We start from the raw sequence: 18,148 nt of genomic DNA, 5'->3' as shown, positions 1-18,148 counted from the left end.
GTCAGCTCGCGTCGTCGAGGGTGATGACCACCTTCACGTCGTCGGGTCGGGCGGTGAAGGCTTCGGCGGCGCGGTGCAGCGGCACTCGCCGGGTGATCAGGCTGGCCAGCCAGTCCTTGTCGGCTTTCGCCAACGCCTCGGCGGCCTGCCGATAGTGGCGCAGGTTGGCGTTGACCGATCCGATGACCGCGTCGTTCTCCAGCACCAATTCGCGGTTGACGGCGCCAGCGTCGATCTTGAGGGTTCGTCCGGCCGGTGATACTCCGGTCAGGCAAACGATGCCGTAGGCCGAGGTGTTGGCAATGGCACCGAAGACGACCGGCCCGGCTCCGGTCGCCTCGATCACCACGTCCGGCTGCAGCCGGGAGGCGACCTCGTCGATGTCGTCGTGGTGATACGTCGCGCCCAACGCCGCGGCGATCGCCGGTTTGGGTCCGTCGGTGACGCGGTCGAGGATGTGGGTGTCGAGGCCGGACTGCACGGACAGCAGGGCTGCCAGCAGCCCGATCGGACCGGCGCCGGTGATCAGCGCCCGTTCGGGTTCGAAGTAGGCCCGCTGGCCCACCCGCCGAACCTGCTCCCACGCCTTGGCCACCACCGTGGTGGGCTCCATGAGCATTCCGACGTCGCGCAGGCCCTCGTCGATGCGCATCGCGTAATCGGTTTTGACGCACCATCTTTGGCTGCCGTAACCGTCGATCGCCTTGATCCCGCGTTCGGTGTAGCGACCGTTGCGGCACATGTCGAACTCGCCATGGGCGCAGGCCCGGCACGGCACTGGGTCGGGCCTGCGCACCACGCCGACCACCAGGTCGCCGGGGGAGAAGGACGCGCCGGGCGGGGCGGTCGCCACCCGGCCTAGAGACTCATGCCCGATGATCAACTTGTCCCGACCGGGCGGGGCCCAGCCGTACTGTCCGCCCGCAATCTCCTTGTCGGTCCCGCAAACACCGATGGACAGGCCGTCGACCAGTAGCTCGTCCGAGCCTGGGGTGGGTTCGTCGACGTCGTCTACGGCAAGTGTGTCCGCCTTTCCGGGCTGAACGGTCAATGCCTGCATACAGTTGAGACTTGCCGTTAGGCAGTAATTGCAAACAGTGAATAATTGCGGTTTGATAAACATTCTTGAACCTGGAATGAGGCGAAGATGGCCGGTCGCGGCGCTGGTGTGACGAACGAGCAGGTGGAGTCGGTGATGAGGGCGTCACGGGCTCTCGTCGGTATCACCGCAGCGTCGATCTCGACCGTCGACGACGTGGTGACCGTGCCTCAGCTGCGGGTGATGATGATGATCGCGACCCGCGGCGCCGTCAACCTCGCCGCGGTGGCGGCTGGTCTGCAGGTCAGCGCGTCAAACGCCAGCCGAATCTGTGATCGGCTGCTCAAGATCGGTATGGTCGACCGCAGGGACGATCCCGCCGACCGGCGTCACATCGCATTGACGCTCACCCCCGACGGGCAGGTGCTGATCGATCGTGTCATCCATCACCGCCGCATCGCGATCCGTCAGATCCTGCGGGAGATGCCCGCGACCCAACGTGAAGCGCTGGCAATGGCTTTCGACGCGTTCGCCACCGTCGCCGGTGAACCACGGGAGGAGCACCGGCACGCCCTGATCTGAGGCTTGCCCGCTCGGCAGGCCGGGGCTCGGCGCGGATGTGGCGACCACGCGCGGCGCCACCGTTGGCGCATGGACTTACCCGACGTCAGAAGTGGGATACTGGTCTGAGCTCATGCCCACTTCTCTACCTCTCGTATTCGACCCGCCGCGCCGCGCCATGCCGCCGCGGCATTTCGCCGACCTCGACGACGCGGGTCGTGCCGCGGCCGTCGGTGAACTCGGGCTGCCGGCGTTTCGGGCCAAACAGCTGGCCAACCAGTACTACGGCAGGCTGATCGCCGATCCCCACCATATGACCGACCTGCCCGCAGGCGTGCGCGACCAGGTGGCCGGCGCACTGTTCCCCACGCTGCTCGATGCGGTACGCGAGATCGAGACCGATGCGGGCGAGACGCGCAAGATGCTGTGGCGCGCGGTCGACGGCACCACGTTCGAGTCGGTGCTGATGCGCTATCCGCAACGCAACACCGTATGCATCTCGTCGCAGGCCGGATGTGGGATGGCCTGCCCGTTCTGCGCGACTGGCCAGGGCGGGCTCAAACGCAACCTGTCGACGGCCGAGATCCTCGAACAGGTACGGGCGGCCGCGGTGGAACTGCGTGACCGCGACGGCGACGGAATCACACCTGCGGCGCGAGGCGGGCGGCTGTCCAACATCGTGTTCATGGGCATGGGGGAGCCGCTTGCCAACTACAACCGGGTGCTGGCCGCAGTGCGGCGGATCATCGCCCCCGCCCCCGATGGTTTCGGGATCTCGGCCCGGTCGGTCACGGTGTCGACGGTCGGGCTGGCGCCCGCGATCCGCAAGCTCGCCGATGAACGGCTCGGGGTCACGCTGGCGTTGTCACTCCACGCCCCGGACGACGAACTACGCGACACGCTCGTCCCGGTGAACAACCGCTGGAAGGTGTCCGAGGCTCTCGACGCCGCGCGCTACTACGCCGACGTGACCGGCCGTCGGGTGTCGATCGAGTACGCGTTGATCCGTGATGTCAACGACCAGCCTTGGCGCGCGGATCTTCTGGGTAAGCGACTACACGGCGCGCTGGGCCCGCTCGCGCACGTCAACGTCATCCCGCTGAACCCGACACCGGGCAGCGAGTGGGATGCCAGTCCCAAACCGGCCGAACGCGAGTTCGTCCGGCGTGTCCGCGAGCGCGGTGTGTCCTGCACTGTGCGCGATACGCGAGGGCGTGAAATCGCCGCCGCCTGTGGGCAGTTGGCGGCCCAAAGTTGAGTTCGTCGCCTCGAGACCGACGTATTGGCGGGTTTCGCTCGTACATTTCCGCCAAAACGTCGGTCTCGGCGTTACTGAGCGGGGGGATTGGTGAACCAGACGTTCTCCTCGACCAGGCGCCGGCTGCGCCACCCGTCGGGAGTGCGGACGAGTTCGTGGTGGTAGTAGCCGCCACAGAAGCTGGGCTCCGACATGCCGGGCAGCTGCATCGGGTTGTAGAACATCGCCCGGACCCGCGCGCTGTCACCGTCGACGTCGGCCTCGACGTTCGTGATGTGGTGCAAACTCCACGCGATCACCCCGAAGTTCGCCGCGAACCAGTCCACCACCTCCTCGCGGCTTCCGACCACGGCGCCCGCCGACGAGTAGTCGATGTGGGCGTCGTCGGTGAACACCGAGCGGTACAGCTCCCAGTCCTTGGTGTCGACCGCGCGGGCGTAGCGGTAGAGCAGCGCGGCGATCTGTTCGGAGTCCGTCACTGGTCGGGCATGCCGATCGTCTTGGCTTCGAGGTATTCCTTATAGCCCTCTTCGCCGTTGCGGTAACCCAACCCGCTCTGTTTGGTGCCGCCGAACGGGCTGTTGATGCCGAAGTGGCTCTTGCCGTTGATCGTCACGTTGCCGGTGCGCATGCGGCAGGCCACCGCGAACGCGCGCTCGAGGTCGGCGCCGGACACCTCACCGGACAGCCCGTAGATCGTGTTGTTGGCGATCGCGACCGCCTCGTCGTCGGTGTCGTACGGGGTGACCGTGAGCACGGGGCCGAAGATCTCCTCCTGGGCCACCTGGGAATTGGGGTCGACATCGGCCAACAGCGTCGGCTGGGTGTAGTAGCCGGTCGGCAGGTTCTCCGGGATGCCGCCGCCGGTGACAAGCCGCGCACCGGAGTCGATACCGCTCTTGATCAGGCCGAGAACCTTCTGGCGCTGCGTCTCGCTGATCTGCGGGCCCTGCATGTTGCCCGGTGTCCACGGGTCGCCGACCGGGAAGCCCTCCATCATCGTCTTGAGGATCTCGATGCCTTCGTCATAGCGGCTGCGCGGCAACAGGATCCGGCTCGGCAGGATGCAGGACTGCCCGCTCATCACGCACGCCATCATCGCCGCCATCGACAACGCCGAGTTGAAGTCGGCGTCGTCGAGCACGATGTGGGCCGATTTGCCGCCCAACTCCAGCAGCGTCTTCTTCACCGTCGGTGCGCCTGCGGCCAGGATGGCCCGCCCGGTGGCCGTCGACCCGGTGAAGGTGATCATGTCGACCCGCGGATCGGCCGACAGCGCAGCGCCGACCTCGTTGGAGTTGGACACCACCACGTTGAACACCCCGGCCGGGATGTCGGTCTCCTCGGCGACGATGCGGCCGTACTCGCTGCCCGACCACGGCGTCAGCTGCGCGGGTTTGAGGACGACGGTGTTACCGGCCATCAGCGCGGGCACGGTCTCGGCGACGTTGAGGTAGAACGGCACGTTCCACGGGGTGATCGCCCCGACCACACCGACCGGCTCGTAGTGGATCTTGCGGCGGGCCGGGCCCAGCGGTGTCTCGTGCACGCCGTTGTCGACCAGGTAGTCGAAGTTCTTGCCGTGTTCGGCCCAGTGCTTGACCTCGTCGATCGGGCTCTCGATCTGGCTGCCGCTCACCGATACGGGGCAGCCGACCTCGGTGATGAGGATCCGGCGCAGGCGCTCCTTGTTGCGTTCGAAGGCCTCGTGCAGCTGCGTCAGGCAGTGGTAGCGGAAGTCCAGATCGCGCGACCAGTCGGTTTCGTCGAATGCGCGCCGCGCCGCGCCGACCGCGCGGGCCATGTCCTCGACGGTGCCGTCGGTCGCCCGGCCCGCGACCTGTTCGCTGGCGGGGTGGATGACATCGAACGTCGCGCCACTGGCCGTGGTCTGCATTTCGCCGTCGATCAACATCCGCTCGTCGCCGGCCAGCACGCCGGTATCAGTCTCAACCTGGGTCATGCGGACAGCTTTACAAATTTTTGCGCGAGTGTCAGCTTTTCGGGCCGGAGCCTTACGCCTGACCCTGTGGCTTGATCCCGGTGGCGTGCCGCAGTTGCGCCAGGAACTGGTCGTCGTCGTCGCTGCGCACGATGTAGTGCGAGATCGCGACCCGAATTGCGGTGGCCGCCTTGACCGCTGCGTTCGGGCCGCTCAGCAGCTTCTCCAGGCGCGCCCGCATGAGCGGAATGATCTTCGTCAGCTGCGGGATGACGACCTCGGGTTCGATGTCGACCACGCGAACACCGGAGTACGAGTGCTGGTATTCGACGATGAACTGCAGCGCCGCGTCGAGCTTCTCGTTGCCCCGCAGGCCGGCCGTCGCCTTACTGATGCCGTTGTCGAACAGGTCACGCTCGAAAACGCCGAACGCGTCGAGCAGTTCACCTTTGGAGGCGAACCAGCGGTAAAGCGTCGGGCGGGATACGCCGGCCTGCAACGCGACCTCCGAGAGGCTGAGCTTGGTCTGCCCGCTTCGGGCCAGGACCTCCGAGGTCGCGACGAGAATCCGGTGCCGCGTCGAGGTGTCCTCGGGTCCGAGTGCGTCGCGCAGCGCTTCGTTCACGGGGCAAGCGTAGATCGTTCTTCACATCGACTTCTGGAGTACGGCGACAGTGTCGAGATCTTCTAGCGCCGCGATGCCGCGGCGCAGGCCCTCCAGGGCGATGCCCTCGGCCTGCATGCCTCCCAACCCGGCGGTGATCAGCGCGGCGACGTAGGCGTAGAGGGCGCCCTGGCGGTACCGCTCCCACAGCTCGTCGCGGTCCAACTCCGGTCCGCCGCATGCGGTGAGCGCTTGGCGGTAGACGTCGAGCAGGTCGCGTTGGTGCGCATGGCGATCGGCGGGCGTCATGCTGGTGACCAGGGTGTACGCCAGCTCACGGTTGGGATGCCCGCGCCGGACGGCTTGCCAGTCCAGTAGCCCGGCCTCACCGTTGCGGAAGTACACATTGCCCGGATGCGCGTCCCCGTGCATCACGGTGTGGGGCGGCTCGTCGATGAGCCGGGCTACGGCACGGTAGTTCTCGTCGATGAATCGGCCGGCGTCGACCGCGATATCGGTGCGCTCGGCGATGCGGCGCGCCGACGTCTTCAACAGCGGCCCGGTGAGCAATGACGCGGTATCGCCCGATGCGGTGTAGAGCCAGTCGGGCACCTGGTTCCAGAAGGTCGCGTGCAGCCTCGCCTGCAGCTCGACGATCTTGGCGGCCCGGTCGGCGCTGATCGGATGCAAGGTGTCGGGAAACTCGCATTCGTCGGCGGGCAGATCCTCCAGCACGAGGACGTAGCGACCCGTCACCGAGTCGAACGCCGAGCCGTGACACGTCGGGACGCCGGTGAGCCGCGGGGACAGTTCGCGGTAGAAGCGGGTTTCGGTCGCGCCCAGCCGCCCCATCTCGCCCATCAGGCGCGTGGCGACGGTCTCGGCGGCCAGCTTGACGAACACGGTCGGCGGGACGTCGTCCCCGATGAGCCCGAGCCGGGCACGCGACGAGGTGCCGGAGTCGCCGCCCAGCACCGACACCGCGGTCACAGGGCGGCCGATGATCCGCGACATGGCGGGCGCGTCCAGTTCGGACACGCACCGCGGAAGTGAGCGGAGACGGCCGAACGCGGCGTCGGTGGCGATACGTTGTACCCCGCGGCCCACATGTGCGGCCAGGCCGAGCACCGGCGCAGCGTGCTTCACCACGCCAGTTTACAAATTCGGGAATACATGTAAAGAAGGTGTTGATGGCGGGTCCGCTCGAGGGAGTGCGGGTGGTTGAACTCGGCGTATGGGTGGCCGGGCCGGCGGCTGCGGGGATACTCGCCGACTGGGGCGCCGACGTCGTCAAGATCGAACCGCCGACCGGCGATCCGGCGCGGTTGTTCGGCAAGATGCTCGGCGTCGACGGTGACGTGAGCCCGCCGTTCGAGATGGACAACCGCGGTAAGCGCAGCATCGTGCTCGACATGACGACCACCGACGGCCGCGCCACGGCCCGCGAATTGATCGAGGGCGCAGACGTTTTCGTCACCAACGTCCGGCCCGGCGCGCTGGCGCGCATGGGACTGGACTTCGCGGCTCTCGCCACGCACAATCCGCAACTGGTGTACGGGCTGATCACCGGCTACGGCGACAGCGGTCCGGACGCGGACCGGGCGGCGTACGACGTCGCCGCGTTCTGGGCGCGAGCGGGGCTGGCCCACTTGCTGACCCGTCCCGGCCAGACCCCGCCGTTTCAACGCGGCGGAATGGGCGACCACGCGGCGGGGATGACGCTGGCCGCCGCGATCTGCGCCGCGATGGTGGCGCGGGGCCGCACCGGGAAGGGGCAGTTGGTCAGCACGTCGCTGTACCGCCAGGGGGCTTACACGGTGAGCTTCGACCTCAACACCTTTCTGCTGACCGGGAATTCGATCGCGATCGGGCAGCGGGAGACGATGGGCAACCCCTGCATGAACAACTATGCGGCCGGTGACGGGCGCCGCTTCTGGATCGTCGGCTTGGAAGCCGGCAGGCACTGGCCGCCGTTGTGTCGCGCGGTCGGGCGTCCAGAGTGGCTGACCGATCCCCGGTTCGACACCCCGCGGGCACGCGCCGTCAACGCGGTCGAACTCGTCGCCGAACTCGACGAGATCTTCGCCTCGAAAACCCTCGCCGAGTGGGCGGAGGTCTTCGCCACCGAACCGGACTTCTTCTGGTCGCCGATCAACTCGCTGGAGGACATCGTGGCCGACGAGCAGTTCCACGCCGCGGGCGGCATCGTCTACGTGCCCGACGGTGAAGGCGCGGCCCCGATGGTCGCCTCACCGGCCGACTTCTCCGGTACACCGTGGGAGCCCCGTTCGGCCGCACCGCGCTTGGGGCAGCACACCGACGAGATCACAGCCGAGCTCAAGACGTCGGGTGCTTGACCCGCACGGCATGGCGTAGCTGCGCGAGGAAGTCGGCGTCATCGTCGCTTCGCACCAGATAGTGAGACACCGCGACCCGCACCGCCGTCGCCACGGCAAGACCGGGATCGGGTCCGGTGGCCAGCCGCTCCAGGCGCTGGCGCATCAACGGAATCACCCGGGAGAGCCGTTTGATCACTTGCTCCGGTTCGATGTCGATCATCCGCAGACCCGGATAGGACTGCTGGTAGTCGACGATCACCCGCAGCGCCGCGTCGAGCCGTTCGCTCGGAGGCAAGCCCGCCGTCGCCTCGGCCACCGCACGTTCGTAGTACTGGCGTTCCCACACCACGAACGCGTCGAGCAGGTCACGCTTGGAGGCGAACCAACGGTAGAGAGTGGGACGGGAGACCTGCGCCTGCAGTGCGACCTCGGAGAGGCTGAGCTTGGTCATGCCGTGGCGGCCGAGCACTTCTGCGGTCGCGGCGAGGATGCGTTCGCGCGTCGAGGAGTCTGCGTCGGCTACCGGCACCGTCATAGCTTTACAAACATTTGACGAAGTGTCACGCTGAATCGGTGACATCAGCCCGCGAATACAGCGCTGTCGACATCACGTCGGAAGAGTTCTGGAGCCGGCCCTTTGCCGCGCGCGACGAGACATTCGCACGGCTGCGGGCCGCCGACGGGTTGTCCTGGCACCCTCCGCTGCCGTCCATGTTCGGGATCGAGGAGCCCGGCTTCTGGGCACTGACGCGGCGCGCCGACATCGCCTACGTCAGCCAGCATCCCGAGTTGTTCACCTCGGCTCAGGGCGTGGCGCTGAACCCGATGCCGGCCGAGATCCAGCGGTTCGCCTCGTTCTTCTTGACCATGGACCCGCCGCAGCACACCGTGTACCGCCGGCTGATCAGCTCAGCGTTCACCCCGCGCAACGTGCGGCTGATAGAGGAACAGATTCACAAGAACGCGGTCACCATCGTCGAAAACCTCGTCGACGCGGGCGAAGTCGACTTCGTGTCGGCATGCTCGGCGCAGCTGCCGATGCTGACGATCATGGACATGCTCGGCGTGCCCAGTGCCGACCAGCCCGCCGTCGCCTACGCAGCAGAGAAATTGTTCGGCATGAGCGACGACGAGTACGCCACCGAGGACGAGCGCGTCGCCGACCCGGTCGCGCAGATCGCGCTGTTGTCGAACACCGGCGTCGAGCTGGCCAAGTTCCGGCGCACCCACCCCGGCGACGACCTGATGACGAGCATCGTCAACGCCGAGGTCGACGGCCACCGGCTGACTGACGAGGAGATCGGGGCTTTCCTGATCCTGCTCGCCTCGGCCGGCAACGACACCACCAAGCAGGCGACGACGCACGCGATGATGGCGCTGGTCGACAACCCCCGAGAGCGTGACTGGTTGATGGAGGACTTCGACGGCCGGATCGGTTTGGCCATCGAGGAATTCGTCCGCTGGTCCTCGCCGGTCCTGCAGTTCGCGCGTTTTGTCACCGAGGACACCGAGATCAACGGCCAGCCGGTCCGCGAGGGCGAAAAGGTCGCGCTGTTCTACTGCTCGGCCAACCGCGACGAGGCCGCGTTCGCCGACCCCGCCACGTTCGACCTGTCCCGATCGCCCAACCCGCATCTCGGGTTCGGCGGCGGAGGCCCGCATTTCTGCCTGGGAAGCCAGCTGGCCAAGGCCGAGTTGCGAAACCTGTTCCGGGAGTTGCTGACTCGGTTGACGACGATCGAGTTCGGCGAACCCGACCTGCTGTACAGCAGCTTCGTGCACGGCGTCAAACGGCTACCCGCCGTCGTTCGCTAGGAGTGGGCATGCGCGTCGAAGTCGATCTGGACCGGTGCACCGGACACGGGATCTGCGAGTCGATCGCCGAAGACGTGTTCGAGGTGCGTGACGACGGCATCGTGCTGATCCAAGAGCCGGAGCGTCCGGAGTCCGACAGGGACCGGATGCAGCAGGCGGTGACGCAGTGCCCGGCCGCGGCGTTGCGCCTGCTCGACTAGCTCGACTGGCTGGGCGAGCTTCACCTCCGATTCGCCTCCCGCGGAGTTATCGTTTCGGCAATGAGGTCGAAATTGCTTGCGGTGTGCCTGGTCGCGATCGGCGCGACCGGCTGCGGCGCGATCAGGGGATCGTTCGACCTCGTCGCCGAGGAGCCCACTCCGATCGCGATCACCACGCTCGCCGCACCCGATGCCACGCTGGCCGACAGCGCAATCGTCGCCGAGGCGGCCCGCAGCGTCGTGAAGATCCACACGGAGGCCCTGCAGTGCGCGAGGACGGTGGACGGCAGCGGGGTCGTCGTCGCACCGAACCGGGTGATGTCTGCCGCACACACCGTGGCGGGCGCGGACGTCGTCAGAGTCTGGGCGGGCGATCGGGAGATACCGGCCACCGTCGTGGTTTTCGACCCCGCGATGGACGTCGCCGTGCTCGACGTGCCCGACCTGCACGCCCCCACGCTGGCGATGGACCAGCGCACCGCCGTCATCGGCGCCGATGCCCTCGTGCTCGGATATCCAGGAGGAGCGCAGTTCGTGGCCACCCCAGCGCGAATCCGCAGGGTGATGGAGCTTCTCGTGCCGGACATCTACCGCACCACGACGGTGAACCGCGAGGTCTACGTCATCAGGGGGCCGATCCGGCGCGGCGGTTCCGGCGGACCGCTCATCGACCTGAACGGCCACGTGCTCGGCATCAGCTTCGGGGCGGCCATCGACGACCCCGAGACCGGTTTCGTGCTCACCGCCAAGCAGGTCTCCGCGATGGTGACCGACGGGGCGCGCGCCAACAAGCCGGTCGCGACCGGTGCCTGCACGCCCTGATCAGCGCTGGGGCATCGGCCGGACGAGCACGGACTGCTGGATCGCGCCGACCGGGCCGGTCTCGTCGAAAAGCGTGCCGAGCGTCGTGCCGATGCCGTCGGGCCCGTAACTGGTCTCGGCGCGGATACCGATCCACTCGCCTTCCGGGATCCGGTGCACATGCACGACGAGGTCGGTGTTCATGAACGTCCAGCGGCGGATGTCGAGCTTGGTCCCGATGCCGTTGGCGTCGTCAGCCACCGCGAACAACCGCTCCAGCGGTGTCATGGCCTCGCCCTTGACCAGGTCGACCTCCGGGCGGATCCACGACTCGCCGGGCCCCTCGCACAGTGGTTCGGTCAACCACCGCCAGTCGAGGCTGTGCACGTAGTTGCGATCCCAGTCCTTTTTCATGTCACGTCTTTTTGCCTCGGACAGCGGGCGCAGGGGAGGTTGTGGCGCATGCTGCACGGCGTGGGTGTCGACGGTCTTCAACCGCCACCCGCTGGCCCGCGCGACAGGCCGCGGGTCCCCGTCCGGCCGCGCAGCGAGCAGTTCGGAGCTCACGAGTTCGATCTGCCTGCCGGAGCGCTCGATTCGCGACCGCACCCACAGATCACCCTCGGCGGGAACACCGCCGAGCAGGTCGATCAGCACCCGACTCAAGCGGGTGTCGTCGCGGGCCTCGCAGCGTTCGAGCGCGCGAACCAGGATGGCGGACACCGGCGCTCCGTGCTGGATCGCGGCCGACCAGGTGCTGCGGACCAGGTCGGTCGCGCGGAACTTCTCGCCGAGCGGATCGGCGTCGTCGATGAGCTCGTAATACGAATCGCTCACGGTAGCCCGGCTCCCGGTATGTCGACGGTGGTCGCATCGAGGCGCGACAGCTTGGTGCCTTTGAGCCGCTGCGGGTACGCATCGGTGCTGGACAACAGAAAAAGGGTGCGACGCTCGGGACCGCCGAGCGCGCAGGCGATCGCGACGCGCTCGCCGATGGCGATGCGGTCGGTGACGCCGCCGCCTTCGGTGATCCGCTCGAACTGACCGGCCAGCGTCATCGCGGCCCACACGGCGCCCTCGGCGTCGAGGCAGATGCCGTCCGGTGGCCCGTCCAGCTTGTCGGCGAAAATGCGCCGTTCGGACAGTGCGCCGTCGTCGGCGATGGAGTACGCGGTCAGTCGGCGGCCGGTCGACTCGGCGACGATCAGCGTCGTGCCGTCGGCGGTGATGACCATCCCGTTCGGGAAGTCGAGGCCGTCGGCAACGACGGTGAAGGTGCCGTCGGGATCGAACCGCACGATCACACCGTCTTCGCGGGCCTGGGAGCCGACGTAGGCGCGCCCGGTGCCGTCGACGACCATGTCGCCGAGTGGGGCCGGGACGATCGCGGACAGGTCGGCGATCGTCGTGACGTTCTCGCCGTCGTAGCGCAGCACCTGGCGCGCCTCGGTGGAGGAGATCAGCAATGACCCGTCGGGGCGGAAACCAAGGCCGGCAGGCGCATGTCCCGGAAGGGGCAGCGTCGTCAGATCACCGTTGAGGTCGACGGTGTGCACCGCCTCGCCGAGCATGTCGGAGAACCAGAGCAGACCCTCGAACCAGCGCGGGCCCTCGCCGAAGCAGAACCCCTTCGCCAGTGGCGTCAGGGTCATCCCGGCACACCTTTACAAAACACGCGACAAGTGTCACGCTCGCAAGGTGTCGCTGTCAAACGGGTGCACGTCATGAAGAAGTACTACGGTCACACGCTGCTCTATCTCCACGAGACCATCGCGCTCGGTTCCGCCCGGTCCGAACGGTTCAGTGAGGTTTTCGGCGACGTGTACCAGCAGATGATGGCTGAGCTGGGGGCGCGGTTGTTCGCGATCTGGGAGACGACGCCGTACAACGGCCACTGGCCCCGGGTCACGATCATCTGGGAGATCGACAAGTTCGCCGACTATGCGCGCATCGGTAAGGCCCAGGCCAGGGGCGGCACCCATGAGGAAGCCGCAGCGAAATGGTCGGCGTTTCTCGCCGAGATCGGCGCCTCGGGTGAGGGCCGCATCATGTACGCGGGCAAATACAATCGGACACTCGCCCAGCTGCAGGAGGCGAACTTCCGTGCCGGCCTGGTGATCCAGGAGATCATGCAGACCAAACCCGGCCGCCAGGACGACTACATCCGTGAACTGGAACGCCTCTACGTACCGTGGTCGGAACGCACCGGAAAGCGTTGGCTCGGTTCGTTCATCACGACCTTCCGCTTCAACGAGGTCATCCATTACTGGGCGCTCGACGACGACTGGGACTGCTTCGCCAACCACTACCCATCGTGGAAGGACAGCCCGCCCGCCGAGATCGTCACCTGGATGAGCGTCGCGCCCGCGTTGCGCGACGGCTGGGAAGACTCCATCTTGGCCGCCCTACCACCGTCACCGCTGCGATGAGAATGACTGTTCTCGAGACGTTTTCCTATGATCCGTTCGACCCGGCGGTGATGGCTGACCCGCTGCCGTTCTATCGGGCTCTGCGCGATCGGCACCCGGTGTACTACGTCGAGAAATGGGACACCTACGCCCTTTCGCGTTTCGAGGACATCTGGCGGGTGTTGGAAGTCAACGACGGCACGTTCGTCGCCTCCGAGGGAACCCTGCCCGCGGCAACGGTTCTCGCGAAGCACAACGACGGACCCGTGCGCGACCCGGCGCTGCATCCGATGCCCTTCCACGCCAACTTCGACGCGCCGATCTACGACACCGTGCGACGCTGCACGTCGGCTCCGTTCCGGCCGAGGTCGGCCGGAAAATTGGCCGACCGCATCCGCCAACTGGCCAACGAGCGCCTCGACGAGTTGCTGCCGCTCGGCGCCTTCGACCTGACCCAGGACTACAGCGGCATCGTCGCCGCATCCGTGGTCTGCGAATTGCTCGGATTGCCGGTGGATCTCGCGGCCGACGTGCTGGCGACCGTCAACGCGGGCAGCCTCGCGCAGCCGGGCAGCGGGGTCGAGGTGGCCAATGCGCGGCCGGGTTACCTGGAGTACCTGATTCCGATCATCCAGCGCAGCAGGACCACACCCGGCGAGCACCCGATCGCCGACAACCTGATCGAGTACCGGCTGCCGGACGGCTCGGCGTTCAACGATGTCGAGGCCGCCACCCAGTTGCTCGGGATCTTCATCGGCGGAACCGAAACGGTGCCGAAGATCGTCGCACACGGTCTCTGGGAGCTGGGCCTTCGACCCGATCAGCTGTCCGCCGTGCGCAGCGACATCGACACCCACGTTCCCGTCGCGCGCGAGGAGATGATCCGCTATTGCGCGCCCGCGCAATGGTTTGCACGCACCGTGCGTAAACCGTTCACCATGCACGGCATCACGATGCGGCCCGGGCAACGGATCATCTCACTGCTGGCGTCGGCCAACCGTGACGAACGCGAATACTCCGATCCGGACACGTTCATCTGGGACCGTCCCATCGAGCGTCTACTAGCCTTCGGTCGCGGACAACACTTCTGCCTCGGTGTGCACCTGGCGCGGTTGGAGATCGGCATCATGGTGACCGAATGGCTCAAGCGGGTCGGAGACTGGTGCATCGACGGTGAGGCCGCGTCCCGGCCGCCGTCGAGTTTCCAATGGGGCTGGAGCAGTGTTCCTGTCGAGGTGCACCCGGAGAGTGCGTGAGATGTGGTCCTATCGACTGGTCGCGCCGTACACCTTCGAGCGCCAAGACATTCCCGAGACAACGCCGGAGTCGCTGGCGGATCGGCAGGTGCTGCTGCGCTTTCGCGCGGCGGGAGTCTGCGGTAGCGACCTGCCGCCGTTCCGGGGTGTTCGCGGCAAGATCGCCGGCGATCGGGGGGTGAGCGCGGCCGAGATGCCGGGCTTCCCGATCCACGAGGTCGTCGGCGAGGTGATCGCCAGCAGGCATCGCGGCCACGGTGTGGGGGACTGGGTCGTCGGCTGGGCGTCCGGCTTCGACGGCCTGATGCAACATGTCGTCGCCGACGGCGACGGGCTGGCCTACTACGACCATAATCTGAGCCCGCAACATGCCGTCGCACTGCAGCCGCTGGCGTGTGTGCTGTATGCGGTCGAACAGTTGCCCAAACTCAAAGGCCTGCATGTCGCGGTGATCGGGCAGGGGTCGATTGGTCTGCTGTTCTCCTATGCGGCAAAGGCGTTCGGCGCACGTCGCGTCACCGGCGTCGACCCGGTCGACCGCGACGAGGTGGGCAAGGAGTTCGGCGTGGACACGATCGTGCGCGCCACCAGCGACCGGTGGGTGAGCCACCTCGAGCCCGGCGACCGGCCCGACGTGGTCATCGAAGCCGTCGGGCACCAGGTCGCCACCCTCGGTCACGCGATCGAGGCGGCCGCGCCGGGTGGGACCGTGTTCTATTTCGGTGTGCCCGACGACGACAGCTACCCGATCAGCATGCGCACCATGCTGCGCAACAACCTGACGCTGAAGTCCGGTGTGACCCTGGACCGGCGACGGATGCTGGCCGCTGCCAACGAGTTCGTCCGGCACCACCCCGATCTGCTACCGGCTTATGTGACACACACATTCGGCGTCGACGATGCCCAGGCCGCGTTCGAACTCGCGTGCCGCCCGACGCCGGACCGCATCAAGATCGCGATCGTCGAATGACCAGCAGAATTCAACAGGCCCTCGCCACCCGTGAGCACGTGTGGGGAGGTTGGGTGGTCGGGCCGACCATCATGGGTCCCGAAGAATTCGCCCAGGCCGGCTACGACTATGTCGGATTCGACGTGCAACACGGGTATCTGAGCGACGCCGATGTCGCGCTGTTATTGCGTCGCCTCGAACACGTCCGGATCGCGACGGCGGTGCGGTTACCCTCGGCCGACCCCGGACCGATCGGCCGTGTGCTCGACGCGGGCGCCGACGCCGTCATCATCGCGATGGTGGAATCGCCGGAGCAGGCCGCCGCGGCCGTCGCGGCGACCCGGTACCCACCCGCGGGGGTGCGCAGCTACGGGCCGCTGCGCGCCGACGTCGGGCGCGATCCGGCCGAACACGAAGCCCGCGCAGGGGTGTTCGCGATGATCGAGAGCGTGCGGGGTCTGGCCGCGGTCGACGAGATCTGCGCGGTGCCCGGGGTGACGGGGGTGTACGTGGGCCCCAACGATCTGGCGATCGCGCTCGGGCACGCCCCGGCCGCGGCCTGGACCGCGGCGCCCGTCACGGACGCGCTCGCTGGTATCCAGTCCAGCGCCGCCGCGTCCGGCGTGATCGCCGGCATCCACGCCGGCAAGAATGGAAGGGCCATGGCCGACATGGGGTATCGCATGCTCACGGTGGCGTCGGAGTCTCAGGCGTTGCGGCGCGGCGCCGAGGAGATCCTCAAGGATTCCCAGTGACGGGCGATCGCGTCGCGCTGGTGACCGGCGCCGCACGCGGGCAGGGTGCGGCGATCACGAAACGCCTGCTCCAGGACGGGTTCCGGGTCGCGGCATGTGACGTGCGGATGGACGAATTGCGGGCGACGCTCGCCGACCTCGGCGACGAGGTGATCCCGGTCGAACTCGACGTCACCTCGCCCGAGCAGTGGCAAGCCGCCGTGAGCCAGGTGGTCGACCGGTTCGGGGGGTTGTCGACGCTGATCAACAACGCCGGGGTGCTGCATCGATGCTCACTCGACGACGAAACACCGGAGGCGTTCGAAAGCAGTTGGCGGTTCAACTGTCTGGGCCCGTTCCTTGGAATCAAGGCGGCACTGGAGCATCTCCGGCGGGCAGCGGGGCCCGCGATCGTCAACACCGTCAGCACCGGTGCCATCCGGCCCTTCCCGAACCACGCCGCGTACGGATCGTCGAAGTGGGCGTTGCGCGGGCTGACCCAAGCCGTCGCCGCTGAACTCGCCGGGACCGGCATTCGGGTCAATGCGGTGTTCCCGGGCCCGATCGAGACCCCGATGCTCGACCCCGCCACACAGCAGCGGCTGACCGCGACGCTCGGCCGGATCGGAAAGCCCGACGAGGTCGCGAACGTGGTCGCCTTTCTGGTCTCGGAGCAGGCGTCCCTCATGACGGGAGCCGAAGTCGTCGTGGATGGAGGGCAATGCCTTCGAATCGGGTGAGGTATCCGAGCCTCTCGGTCGGGATCATCGGCGCCGGCCCGGGCGGCCTGGCGCTGGGGATCTTCCTGCGCAAGGCCGGTTTTCGCGACTTCACGATCTTCGATCGTGAGGGCGGCGTCGGCGGCACGTGGCGGATCAACACCTATCCCGGCCTGGCCTGCGATGTGAAGTCGCACCTGTACTCCTACTCGTTCGACCTGAACCCCGACTGGTCACGGCTGTGGTCCGGGCAGAAGGAGATCCTCGAATACTTCGAACGCTGCGCGCTACGCTACGAACTCACGCCGCACCTGCGGCTCAACACCGAGATCACCTCGGCGCGATGGGCGGATGACCGATGGCAGCTGACCTCGGCGAGCGGTGATCGGTTTGATTTCGACGTGGTGGTCTCCGCGGTCGGCCTGTTCACCCGGCCCGTCATGCCCGACCTGGTGGAAGAGGAACCGTTCACCGGCACGTTGATGCACACCGCGCGGTGGGACCACGACGTCGACCTCTCCGGCAAGCGAGTGGCGGTGCTGGGTACGGGATCGACAGCGGCGCAACTGGTTCCGGAGGTCGCCAAGGTGGCCGAGCGCGTCTACTCGGTGCAGCGCTCACCGACGTGGGTGCTGCCCAAACCCGATCGGGCCTACAGCGGGCGGGAGAAGTGGATGTTTCGCAACATCCCGCTGGCGAAGAAGATCTACCGGACCCGGCTGTGGCTGCGCAGCGAGTCGAATATCTCGGTCATCGAGAACGGCAGCGACAAGACACAGGAGTTCAAAGGCATTGCGCTCAAGGTGCTCGAGGCGACGATCCCCGACGACGAGTTACGTCGCAAGCTGACCCCCGACCATCCCTTCGGCTGTAAGCGGTTGGTATTCGCCACCGACTACTTGAAGGCCCTGACGCAGCCGCACGTCGATGTCGTTGCGAGCCCAGCACGATCGCTGCGCGCGAGGTCACTGGTCACCGAGGACGGCACAGAACTCGAGGTCGACGCGGTGCTCTGCGCGACCGGTTACGCCGCCGCCGACTACCTCGGCCAGATCGACGTCGTCGGCGCGGGCGGGGTCTCGCTGCGTGAGACCTGGAGTGACGGAGCCTACGCCTACCTGGGGATGGCGGTGCCGCGCTTTCCCAACTTCTTCATGCTCTACGGCCCCAACACCAACGTCGGGTCCAACAGCGTGATCTTCATGCTCGAGGCGCAGGCGCATTACATCGTGCGGGCGCTGAAACACCTTCGGCGCCGGGGTAAGTCGTACATCGAGGTACGTCCGCGCACGATGGCGGCGTTCCTGGCCAAGGTCGACCGCTGGATGGCGGGCACCGTCTGGCTGACCCGCTGCAGCAACTACTTTCGCGCCGCCAACGGCCGGGTCGTCACGCAGTGGCCGCGCAGTGCCCGCGCGTTCTGGGGTATGACGCGGCGGTTCAAGCCGTCCGATTATACCTTCGACGCGCCACTGCGGGACCGGGCGGCGACGACGCAGACCCCGACCGCTGCGAGGCGCTGA

Annotated in this window: 20 protein-coding genes; 12 read left to right on the top strand and 8 right to left on the bottom strand. The window is 67.1% G+C overall.

Annotated features, from left to right (window positions below; genetic code table 11):
• Position 1 precedes the first annotated feature (1 nt).
• A complete protein-coding gene (locus tag A5759_RS12365; protein WP_068197846.1) occupies positions 2 to 1,060 on the bottom strand; it encodes a glucose 1-dehydrogenase in 1,059 nt (352 codons plus the stop codon).
• An 87-nt stretch (positions 1,061 to 1,147) separates the two neighbouring features.
• On the opposite strand from A5759_RS12365, the gene A5759_RS12360 reads away from it, so the two are divergent.
• Together A5759_RS12360 and rlmN are read left to right on the top strand one after the other, a co-directional pair.
• Complete coding sequence (locus tag A5759_RS12360) at positions 1,148 to 1,621, top strand: MarR family winged helix-turn-helix transcriptional regulator (RefSeq protein WP_068197844.1); 474 nt, start codon at positions 1,148 to 1,150, stop codon at positions 1,619 to 1,621.
• A 112-nt stretch (positions 1,622 to 1,733) separates the two neighbouring features.
• The gene (gene rlmN / locus A5759_RS12355) at positions 1,734 to 2,858 is read left to right on the top strand and encodes a 23S rRNA (adenine(2503)-C(2))-methyltransferase RlmN (protein WP_068198324.1); all 1,125 of its coding nucleotides are present in this window, start codon (positions 1,734 to 1,736) and stop codon (positions 2,856 to 2,858) included.
• A 71-nt stretch (positions 2,859 to 2,929) separates the two neighbouring features.
• On the opposite strand, the gene A5759_RS12350 is transcribed toward rlmN, so the two are convergent.
• The 4 genes from A5759_RS12350 to A5759_RS12335 are packed head-to-tail and all read right to left on the bottom strand — an operon-like array spanning position 2,930 to position 6,550.
• Entirely contained in the window at positions 2,930 to 3,337 is a 408-nt protein-coding gene (locus tag A5759_RS12350; protein ID WP_156616896.1) for a nuclear transport factor 2 family protein, read from the bottom strand.
• Entirely contained in the window at positions 3,334 to 4,821 is a 1,488-nt protein-coding gene (locus tag A5759_RS12345) for an aldehyde dehydrogenase family protein (protein ID WP_068197839.1), read from the bottom strand. The genes A5759_RS12350 and A5759_RS12345 overlap by 4 nt, the downstream gene beginning before the upstream one ends.
• Before the next feature lie 52 nt (positions 4,822 to 4,873).
• Entirely contained in the window at positions 4,874 to 5,425 is a 552-nt protein-coding gene (locus tag A5759_RS12340) for a TetR/AcrR family transcriptional regulator (protein ID WP_068197837.1), read from the bottom strand.
• Positions 5,426 to 5,446: 21 nt separating this feature from the next.
• The gene (locus A5759_RS12335) at positions 5,447 to 6,550 is read right to left on the bottom strand and encodes a phosphotransferase (protein WP_068198322.1); all 1,104 of its coding nucleotides are present in this window, start codon (positions 6,548 to 6,550) and stop codon (positions 5,447 to 5,449) included.
• A 44-nt stretch (positions 6,551 to 6,594) separates the two neighbouring features.
• Here A5759_RS12335 and A5759_RS12330 point away from each other — a divergent pair, with 44 nt between their 5' ends.
• Entirely contained in the window at positions 6,595 to 7,761 is a 1,167-nt protein-coding gene (locus A5759_RS12330; protein ID WP_068198319.1) for a CaiB/BaiF CoA-transferase family protein, read from the top strand.
• Here A5759_RS12330 and A5759_RS12325 read toward each other — a convergent pair.
• Positions 7,742 to 8,272 carry a TetR/AcrR family transcriptional regulator gene (locus tag A5759_RS12325; protein WP_369816190.1) on the bottom strand — a complete coding sequence of 177 codons (531 nt, stop codon included), beginning with the start codon at positions 8,270 to 8,272 and terminating at the stop codon, positions 7,742 to 7,744. The two genes, A5759_RS12330 and A5759_RS12325, sit on opposite strands and share 20 nt — an antisense overlap.
• 44 nt (positions 8,273 to 8,316) lie before the next feature.
• Between A5759_RS12325 and A5759_RS12320 the strand changes: the two genes are divergently transcribed.
• The 3 genes from A5759_RS12320 to A5759_RS12310 are packed head-to-tail and all read left to right on the top strand — an operon-like array spanning position 8,317 to position 10,580.
• Positions 8,317 to 9,558, top strand: a complete 1,242-nt coding sequence (locus tag A5759_RS12320) for a cytochrome P450 (RefSeq protein WP_156616895.1) — start codon at positions 8,317 to 8,319, stop codon at positions 9,556 to 9,558.
• An 8-nt stretch (positions 9,559 to 9,566) separates the two neighbouring features.
• Positions 9,567 to 9,758, top strand: a complete 192-nt coding sequence (locus tag A5759_RS12315) for a ferredoxin (RefSeq protein WP_068198317.1) — start codon at positions 9,567 to 9,569, stop codon at positions 9,756 to 9,758.
• Positions 9,759 to 9,818: 60 nt separating this feature from the next.
• Entirely contained in the window at positions 9,819 to 10,580 is a 762-nt protein-coding gene (locus A5759_RS12310; RefSeq protein ID WP_082962092.1) for a MarP family serine protease, read from the top strand.
• Here the strand turns inward: A5759_RS12310 and A5759_RS12305 are convergent, their stop codons facing one another.
• Entirely contained in the window at positions 10,581 to 11,396 is an 816-nt protein-coding gene (locus tag A5759_RS12305) for a thioesterase family protein (RefSeq protein ID WP_068197829.1), read from the bottom strand.
• The gene (locus tag A5759_RS12300) at positions 11,393 to 12,211 is read right to left on the bottom strand and encodes an SMP-30/gluconolactonase/LRE family protein (RefSeq protein WP_068197826.1); all 819 of its coding nucleotides are present in this window, start codon (positions 12,209 to 12,211) and stop codon (positions 11,393 to 11,395) included. The genes A5759_RS12305 and A5759_RS12300 overlap by 4 nt, the downstream gene beginning before the upstream one ends.
• A gap of 72 nt (positions 12,212 to 12,283) precedes the next feature.
• On the opposite strand from A5759_RS12300, the gene A5759_RS12295 reads away from it, so the two are divergent.
• From A5759_RS12295 to A5759_RS12270, 6 genes are read left to right on the top strand one after another with little or no spacing between them, the layout of a single operon-like run.
• The gene (locus tag A5759_RS12295; protein WP_068197823.1) at positions 12,284 to 12,988 is read left to right on the top strand and encodes an NIPSNAP family protein; all 705 of its coding nucleotides are present in this window, start codon (positions 12,284 to 12,286) and stop codon (positions 12,986 to 12,988) included.
• Complete coding sequence (locus A5759_RS12290) at positions 12,985 to 14,223, top strand: cytochrome P450 (protein WP_156616894.1); 1,239 nt, start codon at positions 12,985 to 12,987, stop codon at positions 14,221 to 14,223. The genes A5759_RS12295 and A5759_RS12290 overlap by 4 nt, the downstream gene beginning before the upstream one ends.
• 1 nt (position 14,224) lies before the next feature.
• Entirely contained in the window at positions 14,225 to 15,193 is a 969-nt protein-coding gene (locus A5759_RS12285) for a zinc-binding dehydrogenase (protein WP_068197817.1), read from the top strand.
• On the top strand, positions 15,190 to 15,927 hold the full coding sequence (locus A5759_RS12280; protein ID WP_068197815.1) for an HpcH/HpaI aldolase/citrate lyase family protein: 738 nt from the start codon (positions 15,190 to 15,192) through the stop codon (positions 15,925 to 15,927). The genes A5759_RS12285 and A5759_RS12280 overlap by 4 nt, the downstream gene beginning before the upstream one ends.
• Complete coding sequence (locus tag A5759_RS12275; RefSeq protein WP_068197814.1) at positions 15,924 to 16,646, top strand: SDR family NAD(P)-dependent oxidoreductase; 723 nt, start codon at positions 15,924 to 15,926, stop codon at positions 16,644 to 16,646. The genes A5759_RS12280 and A5759_RS12275 overlap by 4 nt, the downstream gene beginning before the upstream one ends.
• The gene (locus tag A5759_RS12270) at positions 16,643 to 18,148 is read left to right on the top strand and encodes a flavin-containing monooxygenase (protein WP_369816189.1); all 1,506 of its coding nucleotides are present in this window, start codon (positions 16,643 to 16,645) and stop codon (positions 18,146 to 18,148) included. The genes A5759_RS12275 and A5759_RS12270 overlap by 4 nt, the downstream gene beginning before the upstream one ends.

It is taken from the genome of Mycobacterium sp. 852014-52144_SCH5372336, assembly GCF_001665615.1.
In the GTDB taxonomy this organism is placed as follows: domain Bacteria; phylum Actinomycetota; class Actinomycetes; order Mycobacteriales; family Mycobacteriaceae; genus Mycobacterium; species Mycobacterium neumannii_A.
Note: the sequence above shows the minus strand (reverse complement) of the source record. Positions and strands in the feature narration are given on the sequence as shown.